The organism is Microbacterium sp. NPDC060132 (assembly GCF_042729675.1).
In the GTDB taxonomy this organism is placed as follows: Bacteria; Actinomycetota; Actinomycetes; order Actinomycetales; family Microbacteriaceae; genus Microbacterium; species Microbacterium sufflavum.
Genome location: NZ_JBHWXU010000001.1, coordinates 104,819 through 124,137 on the forward strand (window position 1 = coordinate 104,819; position 19,319 = coordinate 124,137).

The 19,319-nt window shown below is 72.1% G+C and carries 13 protein-coding genes and 1 other RNA gene; 1 reads left to right on the forward strand and 13 read right to left on the reverse strand.

Going from position 1 to position 19,319, the window contains the following annotated elements; translation table 11 throughout:
- Positions 1–65: 65 nt before the first annotated feature.
- The 13 genes from ACFWCH_RS00570 to ffs all read right to left on the reverse strand — a co-directional run bounded on the left by ACFWCH_RS00570 (position 66) and on the right by ffs (position 18,212).
- Entirely contained in the window at positions 66–2,993 is a 2,928-nt protein-coding gene (locus ACFWCH_RS00570) for a fibrinogen-like YCDxxxxGGGW domain-containing protein (RefSeq protein ID WP_378802671.1), read from the reverse strand.
- Between the two features lie 319 nt (positions 2,994–3,312).
- Positions 3,313–4,383 carry an aspartate-semialdehyde dehydrogenase gene (locus ACFWCH_RS00575; protein ID WP_378802672.1) on the reverse strand — a complete coding sequence of 357 codons (1,071 nt, stop codon included), beginning with the start codon at positions 4,381–4,383 and terminating at the stop codon, positions 3,313–3,315.
- Between the two features lie 179 nt (positions 4,384–4,562).
- Positions 4,563–5,849: an aspartate kinase gene (locus ACFWCH_RS00580; RefSeq protein WP_136032141.1), complete on the reverse strand. Its 1,287-nt coding sequence runs from the start codon at positions 5,847–5,849 to the stop codon at positions 4,563–4,565.
- A gap of 126 nt (positions 5,850–5,975) precedes the next feature.
- Entirely contained in the window at positions 5,976–6,905 is a 930-nt protein-coding gene (locus ACFWCH_RS00585; protein ID WP_378802673.1) for a DMT family transporter, read from the reverse strand.
- Complete coding sequence (gene recR, locus ACFWCH_RS00590) at positions 6,902–7,495, reverse strand: recombination mediator RecR (protein ID WP_136032137.1); 594 nt, start codon at positions 7,493–7,495, stop codon at positions 6,902–6,904. Before recR ends, ACFWCH_RS00585 begins: the two co-directional genes overlap by 4 nt.
- A complete protein-coding gene (locus ACFWCH_RS00595) occupies positions 7,495–9,912 on the reverse strand; it encodes a DNA polymerase III subunit gamma and tau (RefSeq protein ID WP_378802674.1) in 2,418 nt (805 codons plus the stop codon). The genes recR and ACFWCH_RS00595 overlap by 1 nt, the downstream gene beginning before the upstream one ends.
- A gap of 74 nt (positions 9,913–9,986) precedes the next feature.
- Entirely contained in the window at positions 9,987–12,497 is a 2,511-nt protein-coding gene (locus ACFWCH_RS00600; RefSeq protein WP_136034891.1) for a glycoside hydrolase family 65 protein, read from the reverse strand.
- Positions 12,494–13,252, reverse strand: a complete 759-nt coding sequence (locus ACFWCH_RS00605; protein WP_378802675.1) for a beta-phosphoglucomutase family hydrolase — start codon at positions 13,250–13,252, stop codon at positions 12,494–12,496. The genes ACFWCH_RS00600 and ACFWCH_RS00605 overlap by 4 nt, the downstream gene beginning before the upstream one ends.
- Before the next feature lie 100 nt (positions 13,253–13,352).
- Entirely contained in the window at positions 13,353–14,573 is a 1,221-nt protein-coding gene (locus ACFWCH_RS00610; protein WP_378802676.1) for an acetate/propionate family kinase, read from the reverse strand.
- The gene (gene pta, locus ACFWCH_RS00615; RefSeq protein ID WP_378802677.1) at positions 14,570–16,696 is read right to left on the reverse strand and encodes a phosphate acetyltransferase; all 2,127 of its coding nucleotides are present in this window, start codon (positions 16,694–16,696) and stop codon (positions 14,570–14,572) included. Before pta ends, ACFWCH_RS00610 begins: the two co-directional genes overlap by 4 nt.
- A 61-nt stretch (positions 16,697–16,757) precedes the next feature.
- Positions 16,758–17,453, reverse strand: coding sequence for a hypothetical protein (locus ACFWCH_RS00620; protein ID WP_247982047.1), 696 nt, complete (start codon positions 17,451–17,453; stop codon positions 16,758–16,760).
- Entirely contained in the window at positions 17,450–18,061 is a 612-nt protein-coding gene (locus tag ACFWCH_RS00625; RefSeq protein ID WP_378802678.1) for a rhomboid family intramembrane serine protease, read from the reverse strand. The genes ACFWCH_RS00620 and ACFWCH_RS00625 overlap by 4 nt, the downstream gene beginning before the upstream one ends.
- Positions 18,062–18,115: 54 nt before the next feature.
- Positions 18,116–18,212: signal recognition particle sRNA small type (ffs, locus tag ACFWCH_RS00630), an RNA gene on the reverse strand.
- Positions 18,213–18,328: 116 nt separating this feature from the next.
- Between ffs and ACFWCH_RS00635 the strand changes: the two genes are divergently transcribed.
- Positions 18,329–19,318: a MoxR family ATPase gene (locus tag ACFWCH_RS00635; protein ID WP_136028517.1), complete on the forward strand. Its 990-nt coding sequence runs from the start codon at positions 18,329–18,331 to the stop codon at positions 19,316–19,318.
- Position 19,319 lies beyond the last annotated feature (1 nt).

Here is a 19,319-nt window from a genome sequence, read left to right on the forward strand (position 1 = left end):
CCCCGCTCGGGCACGCCGGAGCCCGCTCCCCCGTGCGGCGGGAGCGGGCTCGGCGTCGTCCGTTCTCAGTTGCGCAGAGCGGTGTACGTCAGGTCGAAGCTCATGGTGGCACTGCCCGGATTGTTCTCGTGCACCTCCGCCGACATGACGTTGACGCCCGGCCGGAGCAGCGACACCGGCACCGTGAAGGACGCGCGACTGGCCGCCGCCTTGCCGGGTGCCACCGAGGACGACGCGAACGTCGTCTGGCGGAGGGTCGCATCGGCCGGAAGATTCGACCGCCCGATCTCCACGCCGTTGAGGTAGACGGCCACCCCGTCATCCGCGATCACCGACACGGTTCCGTCGTGCAGACCCGTCAGGTCGTCGACCGTGAAGGCGGTCCGGAAATGCGCGCTCTGCGGTTTGACCGCGAGGTCGTCCGGGTCGATGTCCGTCGCCGCACCGGCGACCCCGCGCGCCAGCACCGCGGGGCCCGTGTGCCAGGCGGACGCGTCGAACTCCACCGTGTTCCAGTCCGCGGGGAGCGGATCGGCGGAGTACCGCCACGACCACGTCGCACCGTTGGCGATGAACGTGTCCGTCGACGGCTGCCCGGGCTGCACGGCTGCGTCCGGGGTGACGGCCTCGTCGGGCGCGACCGGAGCGGGAGCGGGGGCCGGAGCAGCGGCGTCGGCAGCCGCGGCGACACCCGCCGTGGTCGCGGAGCGGTTGCCCGCCGCATCCCGCGCCCGGACGTAGTACGTCGCAGCCTCCGACGACGCCGGCGCCGTGTAGCTCGCCGCCGTCGTCGACGCGATCACGCGGTTGCCGCGCAGCACCTCGTAGGTGACCGAGCTCGAATCCGAGATGCGGTTCCACGTCAACGTCGTCGCCCCGCCGGCCGGGGTGACCGTGAGGCCCGTCGGCACGGCGGGGGCGACGGAGTCCCTCGGAGCGAACCGCACGAAACCACCGGACCATTGCCGGGAACCACCCGCACGGACCGAGCGGGTGATGTCGCCACCCGCCCACAGCACACCCGTGCTGTCGAAGAACGAGGCCCAGGCGCCGTGCCCCTCGCGCGCCTGAAGATCGGGCGCGAACTCGTAGACGTGTCGACCCGTCACCGCGTCCCAGACGCCGATCAACGACATATCGTCGATCTCCGAGGCAGTCGTCGGCGTCTCCGGGTTCGTGTAGGCGTCTTCATACACCCAATCACCGCAGTGACACCCGGCGGCGATGAGGGTCGAGTCCGCGTTCTGGGCGATCGTCTGGAAGTCGCCGCCCTTCAGCGTGACGTTTCCACTGATCGGGCGGAAGTCGGTGCGGTCGTAGGAGAACAGGGAGTGCTGGGATCCGCCGAGCCACAGTCGACCGCCCGTCTCGGTCACCGCGTTCTGATAGACCCACCCCGTGGGGTTCCCCGCGGCGTCGTACATCGGCCTGCTGAACGTCGGCGTCCAGTGCGGCGTGACACCGGCGGCACCCGCCGTGGTCTGCAGGGCCGCGGCGCTGGTGGTCGTGATCGCCCCCTGCATCGTGAAGTAGCCGGCGAAGTACGCACGATCGCCGGCCGCCGACGCGTCCACGGACATGCTCGTGCCATTGAGGTTGGCATTCCAGGCCGTGTCCGGCCGTCCGGTCGTGAGGTCGATCCGGCCCCCGTCCCACGCGCTCGCGCTGACGGTCGACGAGGCCGCCCGAAGGTGGGTGAACGAACCGGCGACATACAGGTAGTCCCCCTGCACGTCGAAGTCCCGCACGTACGGCACCGCCCCCGCCGCCCGATGCTCGGCGACGACCTGCGGACCGGACAGCTGCCCGGTCGCCGGGTCGAGGAAGGCGATCGCGGCCTGCGGAACGCCGTTCACCGTCGAGAACTGGCCGCCGATGGCGACCCGCCCGTCGGGAAGACCGGCGATCGCCTTCACCTGCCCGTTCAGGACGGGCCTGAACGACGAGACCCACGCGCCCGTGCCGAGGGCGAACGCGGCGAGGTAGGGCTGCGCCACCTGACCGGCGCCCGCCTCCGACTGCTGGACCGTGGCGAAGTTCCCGCCGACGAACACGTTGCCGCCCGCCTCGCCGAAGGACGCCACCTCGGTGTTCGCCTCCCCGGACAGCCCGTTGGCGAGCCCGGCGACACCCCACGTGGTGGTCATGGCGTTGCTGTTGGGAATGGCGGACTGCGTGATGGCCGGAGCACCCTGGGACCCGATCGTGCCGTAGTCGAGGTCTCTGGTCATGAGCTTCGGCTGAAGGAACACCTGGGCGAAGGGGCGCGCCTTGCCCCTCGTGCCCGCCGGAGCCCACAGGTACGACGACGGGTCTTCGTTCCCCGACACCTGCGCCCCGAACGACCAGCCGTTGCGGAAGCGGTACGGCAGATCGCCCTCCTCGAAGCGGACGCGCTTGGTGCCGGTGTCGACGCCGAACACGGCCGACGTCCCGCCGCTGCCGGTGGTCTTCGACCGCTCCCCCGGGTTCTTGAAGGAGAACGACGTGAGGACGTGCCCGCCGCCCATCGTCCACACCCAGCGGTCGCGGTTGGCGAAGGAGAAGCGCACCTCCTGCCACGCCGAACCCGCCGTGTCGAGCGCGCGACGGACACGCACGCCCTCCTGCAGCGCGTCGACGCGACCGCCGTCGAGCAACCCGTCGATCGTCTTCGACGACAGCTGCGCGGGCGCGAACGCCGCAGTGCCCGCCGGGGTGTCGCGGACCTGCTCGGGTGTTCCCACACCGTTGTAGCCCTCCTTCCACCCCTCGCGGCCGCGGCCGATGAGCACCCATCCGCCTCCGCCGGTGGTCTGATCGCAATAGAACTGCTGTGGCGCCACGAGCCGCGGAGTCACCAGCCAGTACACGCCGTCCGGCGCGGTCGGATCGTTCTGCTTCACCTCCCAGCACGACGCTGCGGCCGTCTCCTGCGTCAGGCCATCGGGAGCCGCCGCCGCAGACGCCGGCGCACCCCCGACCACCAGCGAGCCCGCGATGGTCGCCGTCACCGCGGCCGCCGTCGCCAGGGCACGACGGAATCGTGCCCCCCGTGATCTCCGATCGAGACCCATTCGTCCTACCCCCAGAATCCACGCCCCTCCGCGCGCACGCGCCCCGGCGCCTGCGCCCCCGCGGAGGGGCGACCAGGAGCCGCCCCGATCGGGACGGCCCGGCTAGGAGGTCTCCGTCGGGACCCGCGGATGCGCGGAGCGGCGACCTCGGCCGGCTAACACGTTACCTGCCGAGCGGTTCGATCCTTGAGCATGCCGATATGCGATGACGTCAGGTCCCGCTGTCCCCGTGGGCGGGACGGTCCCGCGCCCCGGGTCAGCGCACGGGGGCGAGGCGCTCCGCGAGCACCTCGGCGATCTGCACCGCGTTCAACGCGGCGCCCTTGCGGAGGTTGTCGTTGCTGAGGAACAGCACGAGCCCCTTGCCCTCCGGCGCGGACTGGTCGGCGCGGATGCGACCGACGAAACTCGGGTCCTTGCCCGCGGCCTGCAGGGGCGTCGGCACCTCATCGAGCACGACCCCGGGGGCCGCGCTCAGGACCTCGCGCGCGCGCTCGGGCGTGATGTCCCGCGCGAACTCGACGTTGATCGAGAGGGAGTGACCCGTGAACACCGGCACCCGCACGCACGTCCCCGCCACGCGCAGACCCGGGAGCTCGAGGATCTTGCGGCTCTCGTTGCGGAGCTTCTTCTCCTCGTCGGTCTCGTTGTCACCGTCGTCGACGAGGTTGCCCGCGAACGGGATGACGTCGAACGCGATCGGTGCCACGTACTTCTCAGGCTCCGGGAAGTCGACGGCAGAACCGTCGTGCACCAGCTCCAGGGTGTTGCCCTGAGCCAGCACGCCCTCGACCTGGCCCAGCAGCTCCTGGGCGCCGGCGAGACCGGAGCCGGAGACCGCCTGATACGTCGAGACGATGAGCCGTTCGAGCCCGGCCTCGGCGTCGAGCGCCTTGAGCACCGGCATGGCCGCCATCGTGGTGCAGTTCGGGTTGGCGATGATGCCCTTCGGACGGGCGTCGATCGCGTGCGGGTTGACCTCGCTCACCACGAGCGGGACCTCGGGGTCCATCCGCCACGCGCTCGAGTTGTCGACCACGACCGCGCCCGCCTCGGCGAACCGCGGCGCGTAGGCACGGCTCGCGGTCGCGCCGGCGGAGAACAGGGCGATGTCGATGCCCGCGGGGTCCGTCGTCTCCACGTCTTCCACGATCACGGTCGCGCCGCCGAACTCGATCGCGGTGCCCGCGGATCGCGACGACGAGAACAGGCGCAGCTCGCGGATCGGGAACGACCGCTCCGCGAGAATCTCGCGCATCACGGTGCCCACCTGGCCGGTGGCGCCGACGATGGCGACGGAGAGTCCTGAATCGGAGATGCGGGTCATGAGGTTCCTCGGCTTCGTGCGGTACGGCGTACGAGGCTTCGGGCGCGGCGACGGGATGCGGAGGCCACGCCTGGCGCCGGTGTCAGGGTTTCGGTGAGTCTACCGTGCCGACAGCGGCCGACCGCCCGCGTGACGGCGCCGTGACGACGTCGGCAGGATCCGGACGGCCGATGGCAGGATCAGCGACCGGTGCCCGCGTGGACCGTCGCCTCGGCCTCGCCGTCCAGCCCGTAGGCGGTGTGCACGGTGCGGGCCGCCTCGGCCAGGTCGTCGGCGCGCAGGACCACCGAGATGCGGATCTCCGACGTGGAGATCATCTCGATGTTGATGCCGCCCTCCGACAGCGCCTCGAACAGCGTCGCCGACACACCCGAGTGCGTGCGCATGCCCGCACCGACGACCGAGAGCTTGCCGATCTGGTCGTCGTGCACCAGGTTCAGGAAGCCGACCTCGGCCTGCTCACCCGCGAGGGCCTTCAGGGCTGCGGTGGCATCGGCCTTCGGCACCGTGAACGAGATGTCGGTGCGTCCGGTGGACGCGGCCGACACGTTCTGCACGATCATGTCGACGTTCGCGCCCGACTTCGCGACGATCTTGAAGATGTCGGCCGCCTTGCCAGGAACGTCGGGCACGCCCGCGACCGTGATCTTGGCCTGGCTGAAGTCCGTGGCGACTCCGGCGACGATGGGCTCTTCCATGGCTGCTCCCTCGGCTTCGCGAGGGTTCTTCATGCCCTCGCCCAGAACGTACGTGCCCTCGGCCGACGAGAAGGTCGACCGGGCGTGGATCAGGACACCGTGACGGCGTGCGTACTCGACCGCGCGGATGTAGAGCACCTTCGCACCGTTCGCCGCGAGCTCGAGCATCTCCTCGCTCGACACGTGGTCGAGCTTCTGCGCCCTCGGGATCACCCGCGGGTCCGCGGTGAAGATGCCGTCGACGTCGCTGTAGATCTCGCAGACGTCGGCGTCGAGCGCTGCCGCCAGGGCCACGGCCGTGGTGTCGGAGCCGCCACGGCCGAGCGTGGTGATGTCGCGGGTGTCGCGGTTGAAGCCCTGGAACCCGGCGACGATCACGATCGCGCCCTCGTCGAGCGCCTCACGGAGCCGCACCGGCGTGACGTCGACGATGCGCGCGGCGCCGTGCTGCGAGTCCGTGATCATCCCGGCCTGGCTGCCCGTGAAGGACCGCGCCTCGAAGCCCATCGAGTGGATCGCCATCGCCAGCAGCGCCATCGAGATGCGCTCACCGCTGGACAGCAGCATGTCGAGCTCGCGCGGTGCCGGGATCGGCGCCACCTCATTGGCGAGGTCGAGCAGCTCGTCGGTCGTGTCGCCCATCGCGCTGACCGCGACCACCACGTCGTGGCCCGCACGACGGGTGTCGACGATGCGCTTGGCGACGCGCTTGATGCTCTCTGCGTTCGCGACGGACGAGCCGCCGTACTTCTGCACGATGAGGGCCACGTTCACTCCCGGGGATGACGGGCGGATCCGCCCACGCTCATTCTACGGATCGCGCACATGCCCGACCGCGCATGTGACGGACGCGGACCCTTCACCGGTTGCGCGACTCACCGCAGGGCGCGGGCGCTAGAGGGCGAGGGGCGGGGCCGGGGTGGAGGACGGCGGCGGCACGGGGCGCAGCCGGCCGCCGGTCGCGGCGAACCAGCAGCCGACGATGATCAGCGGGAAGCCGATCAGCAGACCCGGCGTGAGCGGCTCGGACAGGACGATCGCGCCCAGCACGATCGCGACCACCGGGTTGACGTACGTGAACAGCGGAGCGCGCACCGGCCCCACCTCCCGGATGAGGGCGAAGAACGCCAGGAACGCCAGCGCCGTGCAGATCACCGCCAGGGCGAGCAGCGCCCCGAGCGAGGGCAGCGTCGGCACCTCGTGCTGTGTGAGGAGACCGATCGGCAGATAGACGAGGCCGACCATCAGCAGGGACAGCGTGATGGTGCCCAGCGACGGGACGTCGGCCAGCTTTCGCGCCACGATGAAGGGCGCGATCGCGTAGAGCACCGCGACCAGCAGGACCTCACCCGCCGCCAGCAGACTCACGTCGCCGCCGAACAGACCGGGGCCGGCCACCACGATCGCGACGCCGACGAAACCCACGAGCAGACCGATGCCCCGGGCGGGGCGCAGCACGCCGCGGTCGCCGCCTCCGAGCGCGATCAGCGCCGCGAACAGCGGAACCGTCGCGACCAGGAGCCCCGTCATCCCCGACGGCAGCGTCATCTCCGCGTGACCGAGGAGCACGAAGGGCCCGGCCATCTCGACAGCGCCGAACGCGAGCACCCAGGGCCAGTGCCGGAGCGCCGCGCGCAGGGCTCCGCTGCGCAGCGCGAACGGCAGCAGCAGCAGCGCCGCGATCAGCGTGCGGCCCGCGACGATCGCCGGCGGGGAGATCGACTCCACCGCGATGCTGATGAACAGATAGGGCACGCCCCACAGCAGGGCCATGACTCCGAAGAGCAGCCAGCCCCGGCGCGTGAAGCCGGAGTGCGGGGTCACAGCACGCGCCGCCCCTCGAAGGCACGACCGAGCGTGACCTCGTCGGCGTACTCGAGGTCGCCGCCCACGGGCAGCCCCGACGCCAGGCGCGACACCGTGATCTGCATCGTGGTCAGCAGCCGGCTCAGATAGCTCGCGGTCGCCTCGCCCTCCAGGTTGGGGTTCGTGGCGATGATGACCTCCTGCACCGTGCCGTCGGCGAGGCGCGTCATCAACTGTGCGATGCGCAGATCGTCCGGTCCGATGCCCGCGATCGGGCTGATGGCGCCGCCGAGCACGTGGTACAGGCCACGGAACTCACGCGTGCGCTCGATCGCCGCCACGTCTTTCGCATCCTCGACCACGCAGATGAGCGCCTGATTGCGACGGGGATCGCGGCAGATCGCGCACCGCTCCTGCTCCGCGACGTTGCCGCAGATCTCGCAGAAGCGCACGCGCACGCGGATCTCGGTGAGCAGCTCGGCCAGCCGTGCCACGTCGAACGTGGGCGTCTGCAGGATGTGGAACGCGATGCGCTGCGCGGACTTGGGCCCGATGCCGGGAAGCCGGCCGAACTCGTCGATCAGCTCTTGGACGATGCCGTCGTACATCAGGAGAACCTCGTGGGGGGCTCGTAGGGCTCTTCGCGAAGGAACGTCGCTCCGAGCACCTGGCGGATCACGGCCTCACCGTAGCGCTGCACGCCCCCGGCGGCGGGGGTGCGCTCGACCACGACGGGCGGGGTGGCGACCGACGGTGCGGCGGCCCTGGACGGCTGCGCGGTGGGGCGCGCCGCTGGTGGGGCGGACGGGGATCGCGGCTCGTACGCCGGCTCGTACGACGGGTCGTAGGGCGGCTCGTCGTCGAAGGCGGGCGCCTCGTCGTCTCCGGGCAGCGGCGGCTCGTCGCGGTCCACGGCACCGTCGGCCGGTGGAGCGGGCGCGGACGAGGCGGCCTCGACCTCTTCGGGCTCCTCGTCGACCGCGAGCGCCGGGGCGGCGGCGGCCACCGGCTCCGCGGTGGGGATCGCGGCCACGGCCCACTCGGTCACGGGCGCGGCGGAGTCGCTGCGGACCTGCGGGCGGGCTCGCGCCGCTGAGGCAGGCTCCGATGCGGGTGCGGCGTCGGCGGGGGCGCTGGACCCGGAGGATGCGGGCTGGCGCGGCGCTCCCCCCTGCGGCATCGGCGCCGGCAGATACTTCACCCGGACGCCGACCTCCTGCTCGATCGCGGAGCGCAGGTGGTCGGACGGACCGGAGCCGGGCGTGGTGCCCTTGAACTTCGCCACGTCGTGCTGGCTCGTGAACCCGAGCGTGAGCACCTCGGAGTCGGTGTCGTACGCGAGCGGCTGCACCGCGGTGGCGAGCAGCCACGACGTGCGGCTGATGCCCTCGAGCCGGGTGAGCACCGCCGGCCACGCCGCGCGGATGCGGTCGAACGTGACCGGGCCGGCGGGGGGCGGCGAAGACACGGACGGCGCCGACGCGGTGTCGTCGGCGGCGGCCGAGCCTCCGGCGTCGGAGCCCCCGGAGGCGGAGGTGGAGGTGGAGGCGGAGGTGGAGGTGGAGCGATCGGGGCTCGCGGGATCGGAGGCCCGATCGGACGACACCGCCTCATTCGCCGCGGAGGACGCGGGCGCTGCGGGAGCCGACGCGGCCGGTGCCACGGTCGAGGCGGGCGTCGGCACAGCGGGAGCAGCGGACGGCGCCGGGCCCGGTGAGGGTGCAGCGGGAGCCCCGGACGAGGTGGGCGTCGCCGACGTTCCCGGCGCGACAGACGCCTGCGCCATGGCCGGTGCGGGTGGCACGGCAGACGGTGCTGCGGCCGCGGCCGACGCGGGAGCCGCAGCCGGCGCGGGGGCCGATCCCCCGACCGCGGACGACGCGGTGCCGGGAGCAGCGCCAGCGCCCGAGGCCTCCGCCAGCACTCTCGCGACCATGAGCTCGAGGTGGAGGCGGGGCGACGTGGCGCCGGACATGTCGTCGAGGGCCGCGCTCACGACGTCGGCCGTGCGCGAGAGCCGGAGCGCCCCGAACGCCTCGGCCTGGCGGCGCATGCGGTCGAGCTCGTCCTCCGCGATGCCGCGCAGCACCGCGGACGCCCCCGAGCCCACGGCGGCGATCACGATCAGGTCGCGCAGGCGTTCGAGCAGGTCGTCGACGAAGCGCCGCGGATCCTGCCCGGTCTGCACCACGCGGTCGATCGCGGGGAAGGCCGCGGCGGCATCGCCCGCGGCGAGCGCATCGACGATCTCGTCGAGCAGCGCCCCGTGCGTGTAGCCGAGCAGTGCCACGGCGCGCGCGTAGCCCACGGTGACCGTCTCCGACCCGGCCGGGGAGTCGGACCCGGCGATCAGCTGGTCGAGCAGCGACAGCGTGTCGCGGGGACTGCCGCCGCCCGCACGCACGACGAGCGGCAGCACGCCCTGCTCGACGACCACGCCCTCCTCGGCGCACAGCTTCTCGACGTACTCGAGCATCGCGGCGGGCGGCACGAGCCGGAACGGGTAGTGGTGCGTGCGCGAGCGGATGGTGCCGAGGACCTTCTCGGGCTCGGTGGTCGCGAAGATGAACTTCACGTGCTCCGGCGGCTCCTCCACCAGCTTCAGGAGCGCGTTGAACCCCTGCGGCGTGACCATGTGCGCCTCGTCGAGGATGAAGATCTTGTAGCGGTCACGGCTCGGGGCGAAGGTCGCCCGTTCGCGCAGGTCGCGGGCATCGTCGACGCCGTTGTGGCTCGCCGCGTCGATCTCCACCACGTCGAGCGACCCGCCGCCCGCGCGGGACAGCTCCACGCAGCTCGGGCACGTGCCGCACGGGGTGTCGGTCGGACCCTCGGCGCAGTTCAAGCAGCGCGCCAGGATGCGGGCCGACGTGGTCTTGCCGCAGCCGCGGGGACCGGAGAAGAGGTAGGCGTGACCCACGCGGTCTCCGCGCAGCGCCGTCATGAGCGGATCGGTCACCTGCGACTGCCCGATCATCTCGCCGAACGTCTCGGGGCGGTAGCGGCGGTAGAGGGCTGTGGTCACCACCCCAGCCTACGGCGTGCCACCGACGTTCGGCGGGTCGCGCCCCCTCCTCGACGGAGGAGGCGCGGCCCGGCTCAGTCGATCGGCTCGACGACCGGAATCGCGGTCGTGATCACCGGCACCGAGGCCGACAGGCGCGTGCCGTCGTCGCGCCGCGCATCGGCGAACTCCCGCAGCGTCGGCCGCCCGGCGATCACGGGCCCCTGGTCGGCCAGCCGCACCACCGCCGGGTCCTCCAGCGTCGCGAAGTACGCGGTGTCACGCACGCTGAAGGGCACCGGAGGGCCGCTGCGCACCTCGACCCGCAGCTCCTCGCGCGTGACCGTCACGGTGAGCGCCGAGCCCTGCCACTGCAGCGGGAACGACAGCGACGGCCACCCCGCCGGGAGCCGCGGGTCGAAGCTCAGGTCGCCCGCGTAGTCGCGCATGCCGCCGAAGCCGCACACCAGCGCCGTCCACACCCCGCCGGCCGAGGCCACGTGCACGCCGTCCGACGCATTGTGGTGCAGGTCGTGCAGGTCGACGAACAGCGACTGCTCGAAGTACTTCTGCGCCAGATCCTGGTACCCCACCTCCGCGGCCAGGATCGACTGCACCACGGCCGACAGCGTCGAGTCGCCCGTGGTCAGCGGGTCGTAGTAGTCGAAGTCGGCCTTCTTCTCCTCCGGCGTGAAGTGGTTGCCCTGCAGGAACAGCGCCAGCACCACGTCGGCCTGCTTCAGCACCTGGAACCGGTAGATGACCAGCGGGTGGAAGTGCAGCAGCAGCGGCCGCTGATCCGCCGGCGTGTTCGCCAGATCCCACACCTCGCGCTCCAGGAACAGCGAGTCCTGCGGGTGGATGCCCAGGCTCTCGCTGTACGGGATGTACATGGCCTCGGCCGCCCGCTCCCACGACTCCGCCTCGCCCGACCCCAGCCCCGTGCGCTCGACCAGTGCCGCGTAGTCCTCGGGGTAGCTGTCGCGGATCTCGCGCACCACCTTGGCCGCGTAGCGGAGGTTGTAGCGCGCCATGACGTTCGTGTACAGGTTGTCGTTCACGACCGTCGTGTACTCGTCCGGCCCCGTGACGCCGTGGATGTGGAACGTCTGCAGGCCGTCACCCGCGTCCGACTGCTCGACCAGCCGCGCACCGCGCCAGAATCCGAGCGTCGCCCACAGCCGCGCCGTCTCGATCGCGATGTCGGCACCCTCGCGGCGCAGGAACGCCTCGTCGCCCGTCGCGCGCACGTACTTGCCCAGCGCGAAGCTGATGTCGGCGTTGATGTGGTACTGCGCCGTGCCGGCCGCGTAGTACGCCGACGCCTCCTCGCCGTTGATCGTGCGCCACGGGAACAGCGCGCCCGCCTCGTTGAGCTGCGCCGCCCGCCGACGGGCGGCGGGAAGCATCTTCACCCTGGCGCGCAGCGCGTTGTACGCCCACCGCGGGGTCGTGTAGGTCAGGAACGGGAGCACGTAGATCTCGGTGTCCCAGAAGTAGTGGCCGCTGTAGCCCGAGCCCGTGAGGCCCTTCGCCGGGACGCCGGCCCCGTCCGCGCGCGCCGAAGCCTGCGCGAGCTGGAACAGGCACCAGCGGGTGGCCTGCTGCAGGTCGTCACGCCCGCCGATCTGCACGTCGCTGCGCTCCCAGAACGCGTCGAGCCATTCGCGCTGCCGCCGGAACACCGACTCCACGCCCTCATCGGTCGCGCGGTCGAGCGAACGACGGCACCGGTCGACCAGCTCCCGCGTCGGCACGCCCCGCGAGGTGTGGTAGCTGACGAGCTTCGTGATGGTGATCGGCACGCCCGCCTTGGCCTGCACCCGGAACACGTTCTTCGCGATATCCGGCTCGCACAGAGTCCTGGCGTTGTACTGGTTCTCGGTCTCGACGATGTGATCGGCCACCACCGCGACGGTCATGCCCGACGCCGCGACCCGGTACGACAGCGCCGAGCGCAGCCCGTCCTGCCAGTGCTCCGCGGGCTCCAGCACCCGGTCGGCGATGCGCTCCGCCTTGCGCGGGTCGAAGCCCGCGCCGCTCTTGGCTCCGATCGGCGTCCCCGCGTAAACACCGGCGCCGTCCTGGCGGTTCAGCAGCTGGCAGCTGATCGTGACGGGCGCATCCGCGTTCTCCACCACGACCTCGAGGCGCAGCACCGCGAGGTGACGCTCCTCGAAGCTCACCAGCCGCTGATCCCGCATGCGGACCCGCTTGCCCGACGGCGTCTCCCACACCACGCGACGCTCCAGCACGCCCGTGCGCATGTCGAGCGTGCGGGCGTACTCGCGCACGTCGGCGTCGTCGAGCGAGATCGGCTCATCGTCGACGTACAGCCGCATCACCTTGGCGTCCGGCGCGTTCACGATGGTCTGCCCCACCTCGGCGAAGCCGTAGGCCTGCTCGGCGTGGCGGATCGGCCAGGTCTCGTGCAGCCCGTTGATGAAGGTGCCGTGCTCGTGCGCACCGCGGCCCTCGATGTGGTTGCCGCGCAGGCCGAGGTAGCCGTTGCCGACCGAGAACAGCGTCTCGCCGACACCCTCCTCCGAGTAGTGCGTCTCGATCAGACGCCACGGGTCGACGGGGAAGCGGTCGCGGTCGATCATGCGGTCTCCGGGATGTCGGTGCGGGTGTCGGGAAGCAGGGCGGCGAGGTCGTCGACCACGTGCGTGGCGCCGGCGGCGCGCAGCGCGTCGGTACCGGTGCCGCGATCCACGCCGATCACGGTCGCATAGCCGGCGGCGGCGGCGGACGCGGCACCGGACGTGGCGTCCTCGACCGCGACGCTGCGGGCGGGGTCGACGCCCAGGCGGACGGCACCCGCCGCGAACATGTCCGGCGCGGGCTTGGAGGCCAGGCCGTCGTGCTCCGCGACCACGCCATCGACCACGACGCGGAAGAACGAGCGGATGCCGGCGGCGGCGAGCACCTCCTCGGCGTTCTTCGAGCTCGACACGACGCCCATCGGCACACCGGCCGCGTGCAGCCGCTCGACCAGAGCGAGCGAGCCGGGGAACGGGGCGATGCCCTGCCCGCGCAGCGACGCCGCGAAGGCGGCGTTCTTGCGGTTGCCGATCCCGCACACGGTCTCGGCCGAGGGGTCGTCGTCGACCGATCCCCACGGCACCTCGACGTTGCGGCTGCGCAGCAGGCTCGCGACCCCGTCATAGCGCTTCTTGCCGTCGACATACGCGAAGTAGTCCTCGTCGGTGTACGGCGGGGTGATGCCCCAGCGCGCGAACACGTCGTCGAAGACGGCCTTCCACGCCCTCATATGCACCTCGGCGGTCGGCGTGAGCACGCCGTCGAGATCGAACAGCACTCCATCGGCGAGGAGCAGGTCGGGCAGCGCTTCTGGCACAGGGCCTCCAGGAGAAGGGCGAGGGACGGATCGGCACCTCTCCGTGCCACTGTGCCAGCGTAATGCGGGCGGCACGCACGGGGTAACCCCGCAGCCGCGATCAGAGCAGCTCGGCCGTCTGTCTGGCGATCTGGAGCTCCTCGTCGGTCGGCACCACCAGCACCGTCACCCGCGACGCGTCGGTCGAGATCACCCGGATCCCGCGCTCCCTGGCGGTGTTGCGCTCCTGGTCGAGCTCGACGCCCGCGAAGCCCAGGGGCGCCAGGGCCGCCGCCCGCACCGGGGCCGCGTTCTCGCCGACGCCCGCCGTGAAGGAGATCACGTCGACCCCGCCGAGCTGCGCGATGTACGCCCCCGCATAGGCGCGGAGCCGGTGCACGTACACGTCGAAGGCCAGCACCGCCGCCTCGTCGCCCTCCGCGACCCCGGCGAGGATGTCGCGCATGTCGCTGCGCCCCGCCAGCCCCGCGAGTCCGCTGCGGGTGTTCAGCAGCGTGTCGAGGTCGTCGATCGTGTACCCCGCGCGTCGCGACAGATGCACGAGTGCCGCGGGGTCGAGGTCGCCCGACCGCGTGCCCATGACGAGCCCCTCCAGCGGCGTGAGCCCCATCGACGTCTCGACCGAGCGACCGCCGTCGATCGCGGTGACCGAGGCCCCGTTGCCGAGGTGGAACACCAGCTGGCGCAGCTCGCCCAGCGGTCGGTCGAGGAAGCGGGCCGCGGCCTCGCTCACGTACTGGTGGCTCGTGCCGTGGAACCCGTAACGGCGCACCCGGTGCTCGGCGGCGAGCTGCGCGTCGATCGCGTAGGTGTAGGCCGCGGGCGGAAGCGTCTGGTGGAAGGCCGTGTCGAACACCGCCACGTGCGGGACGGCGTCGAACACCGCACGCGCGGCCCGGATCCCGGCGAGGTTCGCGGGGTTGTGCAGCGGGGCGAGGACGGCCAGCTCGCCGATCTGCCGCTCCACGTCGGCGTCGATCAGCGTGGGGGCGTAGAAGCGTGCCCCGCCGTGCACCACCCGATGCCCGACGGCGACCGGCGGGTGCGCGTCGAGGGAGGGCCCGTGCGCCGCGAACTGCTCGCGCATCACCTCGAACGCGGCCGCGTGGTCGGGGATCGGCCGCTCCTCGCGGTACGTCGCATCGAGCATGGTCGGCACCGCGCCGGCGGCCACGACCGGGCGGACGGTGTGGGCCACCGGGCTCGACTCCTGGCCGATGCGCTCGATCAGCCCGCTCGCGAGCTCGTCCTCCCGCTCGACGTCGATCAGGCTGTACTTCAGCGAGGAGGATCCGCTGTTGATCACCAGGATCGCGCTCACGCCCGCTCCCCCTCTGCGCTCTGCGCCTGGATGGCGGTGATCGCGACCGTGTTGACGATGTCGTCCACGAGCGCCCCGCGCGACAGGTCGTTGATCGGCCTGTTGAGACCCTGCAGCACCGGACCGATCGCGACCGCTCCCGCCGACCGCTGCACGGCCTTGTAGGTGTTGTTGCCCGTGTTGAGGTCGGGGAACACGAAGACCGTCGCGCGGCCGGCCACCGCGGAGTCGGGCAGCTTGGCCTTGGCGACCGCGGCGTCGGCGGCGGCGTCGTACTGGATCGGGCCCTCCACGGGCAGCTCCGGCGCGCGCTCCCGCACGAGCGCCGTGGCCTGACGCACCTTGTCGACGTCGGCGCCGCTGCCGGACTCCCCCGTGGAGTACGACAGCATCGCGACGCGCGGGTCGATCCCAAACTGCCGCGCCGTCGTCGCCGACGAGATCGCGATGTCGGCCAGCTGCTCCGCCGTGGGGTCGGGGATCACGGCACAGTCGCCGTACACCAGGACGCGGTCGGCGAGCGCCATCAGGAACACGCTGGACACGACCTCGACCCCCGGCTTGGTCTTGATGATCTCGAACGACGGGCGGATCGTATGGGCTGTCGTGTGCGCGGCCCCCGACACCATGCCGTCGGCGAGACCCAGGTGCACCATCATGGTGCCGAAGTACGACACGTCGGTGACCGTGTCGGCCGCCCGCTCCAGCGTGATGCCCTTGTGCGCGCGCAACCGGGCGTACTCCTCCGCGAACCGCTGCACCAGTTCGGGGTCGGTGGGGCTGAGGATCTGCGCGTCGGCGATGTCGACGCCGAGCTCGGAGGCCCGCGCGCGGATGGCGGCCTCGTCGCCCAGGATCGTGAGGTCGGCCACGTCTCGCGCGAGCAGCGTCGCGGCCGCGCGGAGGATGCGGTCGTCGTCGCCCTCCGGCAGCACGATCCGGCGACGGTCGGCCCGCGCCCGCTCCATCAGGCCGTACTGGAACATCAGCGGCGTGACCACGTGGGCCTCGGCGAGCCCGAGCTGCTCGGTCAGCTCGGCGATGTCGACGTGCGCCTGGAAGAGACCGAGCGCCCGCTCGTAGCGCCCGCGGGCATCGGCCGTGATCCGTCCGCGCGTCCCCATCACGCGCACCGCCGTGTCGTAGGTGCCCAGGTCGGTCGTGATGATCGGCACGGACGACGCGAACCCGTCGAGAAGCTGCAGGATGGGCGCGGGCAGCGGGAACGGCCCGTTGAGCACGATGCCGGCGATGCGCGGGAAGGTCCCGGAGGAATCGGCGAGCAGGGCGGCCAGGAGGACCTCCGTGCGGTCGGCGGGGATCACCACCACGGCCTCCTCCGTGATCCGCGGCAGCACGTTCACCATCGACATGCCGGCGACGACGATCGACAGGGCGACCGCGGTCAGGCGCTCCTCGTCGCCCGCGAGCAGCGTGCCCTCGATCGCGGCGAGGATGCCGCGGATGGACGGTGCCACGAGGGCGCGGTCCTCCGGGATCGCCCACACCGGGGTGCGGTCGACCGGAAGCACGGCGCGAACGGCGGCGACGATCGGCTCCAGCGCCTCAGGGTCGGCGCGGTTGACCGCCACGGCGAACAGCTCCGCCCGTTCCGCGGCGAGCTCGGACAGCGCGAGAGCGGCGATCTGCCCCACGGCGGCCGGCGTGCGGGCGGTGGTGGTGCCCAGCTGCTCGGCCTGACGCTGCTGGTCGCGGCCGCTCAGCACGAGCAGCACGGGCGCGGCGAGGTTCGCGGCGATGCGCGCGTTGAACCCGAGCTCCGCGGGGCTCGCGACGTCGGTGTAGTCGCTGCCGACGATCACGACCGCGTCGCACTGCGCCTCGACCGCCTTGAACCGCGCGACGATGGTCGCCAGCGCGGCGTCGGGGTCGGCGCGCACGTCGTCGTAGGTCACGCCGATGCAGTCGTCGTAGTCGAGCTGCACGCCGTCGTGCGCGAGCAGCAGCTCGAGGATCTCGTCGCGCTCGGCGACCGACCGCGCGATGGGTCGGAAGACGCCGACGCGCGGGGAGACGCGCATCAGGGCGTCGAGCGCCCCGAGGGCGATCGTCGACTTCCCGGTATGGCCTTCGGCCGAGGTGATGTAGATGCTCCGCGCCACGCCCCCAGCTTAGGCGGGGCGCCGTCGGACGCGCCCGGACGGTGCCGTGACTAACGCGCCGTCACTCGCACGGTCCGGACAGAGCGTCGACCACGGCCGTCGCATCCTCCTGGTAGCGGGCGTAGTACTCGCGGTCGGTGTTGATCTGCACGCGGTGGATTGCGTGCGACGCCGGCATCGACTGCCACTCCGGAAGCCGCCCGAGACGCTCGTAGAACAGCGTGGCCGAGGCCGCGGGGTCCATCCGCTGCTCGACGCTGCCCCACCAGTCCTGCTGCTGGAACAGCCCGATGCTCGTGGTGCGCGAGCCGTCGGGGTTGGTCCAGCCGCGGGTCTCCCAGTCGCCGTAGTCGATCGCGCGCAGGCTGCTCTCCCCCATCGCGGTCATCACGCCGAGGATCTGCCCGTCGCGCCCGAAGCCGAGCGCGGAGGCCGTGCGGATGATGGTCGCCGCGTTCTCCAGCTGTTCGCCGCGCCACCCCTGGATGCCCGCCGCGGGGAAGGTCTCCGGGCGGTCGATGCAGACCGGCGCGGGGTCGCGGGCCAGGCCGAGCGGGATGAGCACCAGGAGCCCCGCGACCACGGCCACCACGCCGGCGGACACGAGCAGACGCCGGCCGCGCGTGCGCCAGCGCGCACGGGATGCCGTCCGGCGCCGCGCGGCCGCACGACGCCGAGCCGCCGGAGACCTCTTCGCCGCGGGCCTCCGCCGGGCGGCGGGCTTGCCCGCCCGCGGCCTCGCGCGGGACGCGGTCACGGGCGCACGGCTCCCGCCGCCGGATGGGAGCGCCGCCCGATGAGCGCCGCGACGCCGCCGCCGATCGCGCCGAACAGGTGCCCCTGCCACGAGACGCCGTCGGCCACGCCGATCACGCCCGCGAGCATCGTGCCGCCGTAGACGCCGATCACGACCACGGCGATCACGGCGTAGAGGATGCGATGGGCGACGCGCCCCGGCGCGAACACGCGCATCACGACGTAGCCGAAGTAGCCGAACACCAGGCCCGAGGCGCCCACCGTGAGCGTGCCTGGAGCGTTCACGAGCCAGGTGCCGACCCCGCCGACGACCGCGACGATCACGGTGACGGCCCAGAAGCGTCGCGCCCCCTCGACCGCGACCAGGCAGCCGAGCACGAGGAACGGCACCGAGTTGGCGATGAGGTGCGCCCAGCTCGCGTGCAGCAGCGGGGCGAGGATGATGCCGCTGAGCCCCGACAGGTCCCACGACCGCAGACCGAAGCCCGTGAACGATCCGGGCAGCACGGCATCGGCGAACTGCACGAGCCACATCACCGCCACCAGCAGCACCGGCGAGGCGAAGCGGGCGAGCGGATGCGGCGGCCGCGAAGGAGGGGGGACGGTCACCGCTCGATTGTCGCAGGCCCGTCCGACGAACGCCTGTGTACCGGGCCCGGCAAAAGAAAAGACCCTCCGCGCACCCAGCAGAGCCCGGTTACCCTTGCTGCGTTTCCGCCCTGGGGGAATTGGCCTGGATGCCGCCACGCGGAGAGCCGTCGTCCACTCTACCCGACCAGCGGCGGGGCGACGAACCCACGCGGGCATGGTCCCGCACGCCGCGCGGAGCGTACGATCGATTCACGCGCATCGTTGCGTCGACGCGAGAGGGATCGCATGCCTGAGAACGCCCCCCTGACCCCGGTCACGATCGACGCCGAGCGATTCGCCGCCCAGACGGCGGCGATTCTCGGCTCGATCAGCCAGGTCATCGACGGCAAGCCCGACGCCGTACGCAGCGCGCTCGTGTGCCTGCTCGCCGAGGGCCACCTGCTCATCGAAGACGTGCCGGGCGTCGGCAAGACGATGCTCGCCCGCGCACTGGCCGCGAGCATCGACGCCACGGTCCGCCGCATCCAGTTCACGCCCGACCTGCTGCCCGGCGACGTCACGGGCGTGTCGGTGTACAACCCGGTCGACCGGGAGTTCGAGTTCAAGCGGGGCGCCGTGTTCGCCCACATCGTGATCGCCGACGAGATCAACCGCTCCTCCCCCAAGACGCAGTCCGCGCTTCTGGAGGCCATGGAGGAGGGCCAGGTCACGGTCGACGGCTCCACGCACCGCCTGCCCGACCCGTTCCTCGTGGTGGCGACGCAGAACCCGCTGGAGATGGAGGGCACCTACGCCCTCCCCGAGGCGCAGCGCGACCGCTTCATGATGCGCATCTCGATGGGCTACCCCGACCCGGGCGCGGAAGCCCTCATGCTGCGGCAGCGCGACGTGGTGAACCCGCTCGCCACCGTGACGCCCGTGGCCGACGCCGCGTCCGTCGCGCAGCTCATCGCGTGGGCGCGGGCCGTGCACGTGGCCCCGGCCCTGGAGGAGTACGCGGTCGCACTCGCCCAGGCCACCCGCTCCGACCCGAGCCTGCATCTCGGTGCCAGCCCCCGCGCCACCCTCCAGCTCGTCCGCGCGGCGAAGGTGTGGGCGGCCCTCGACGGCCGCGACTACGTCATCCCCGACGACATCACGTCGCTGCTCCTCCCCGTGTTCGCCCACCGCCTGCTCCCCGCGCGCGGCGCCCATCGCGCCGGAGCCCAGCCCATCGAGGCCGCGCTCACGCAGATCGCCGAGCGCGTGCGCGTCCCGGTCGCCACCCGCTCCTGAG

Excerpts from the sequence above, each read along its gene's own strand:
- ACFWCH_RS00575 (WP_378802672.1), bottom strand. The coding sequence starts at position 4,383 with ATGACCCGCATCTCCGATTCAGGACTCTCCGTCGCCATCGTCGGCGCC.
- recR (WP_136032137.1), bottom strand. The coding sequence starts at position 7,495 with ATGTACGACGGCATCGTCCAAGAGCTGATCGACGAGTTCGGCCGGCTT.
- ACFWCH_RS00600 (WP_136034891.1), bottom strand. The coding sequence starts at position 12,497 with ATGATCGACCGCGACCGCTTCCCCGTCGACCCGTGGCGTCTGATCGAG.
- ACFWCH_RS00635 (WP_136028517.1), top strand. The coding sequence starts at position 18,329 with ATGCCTGAGAACGCCCCCCTGACCCCGGTCACGATCGACGCCGAGCGA.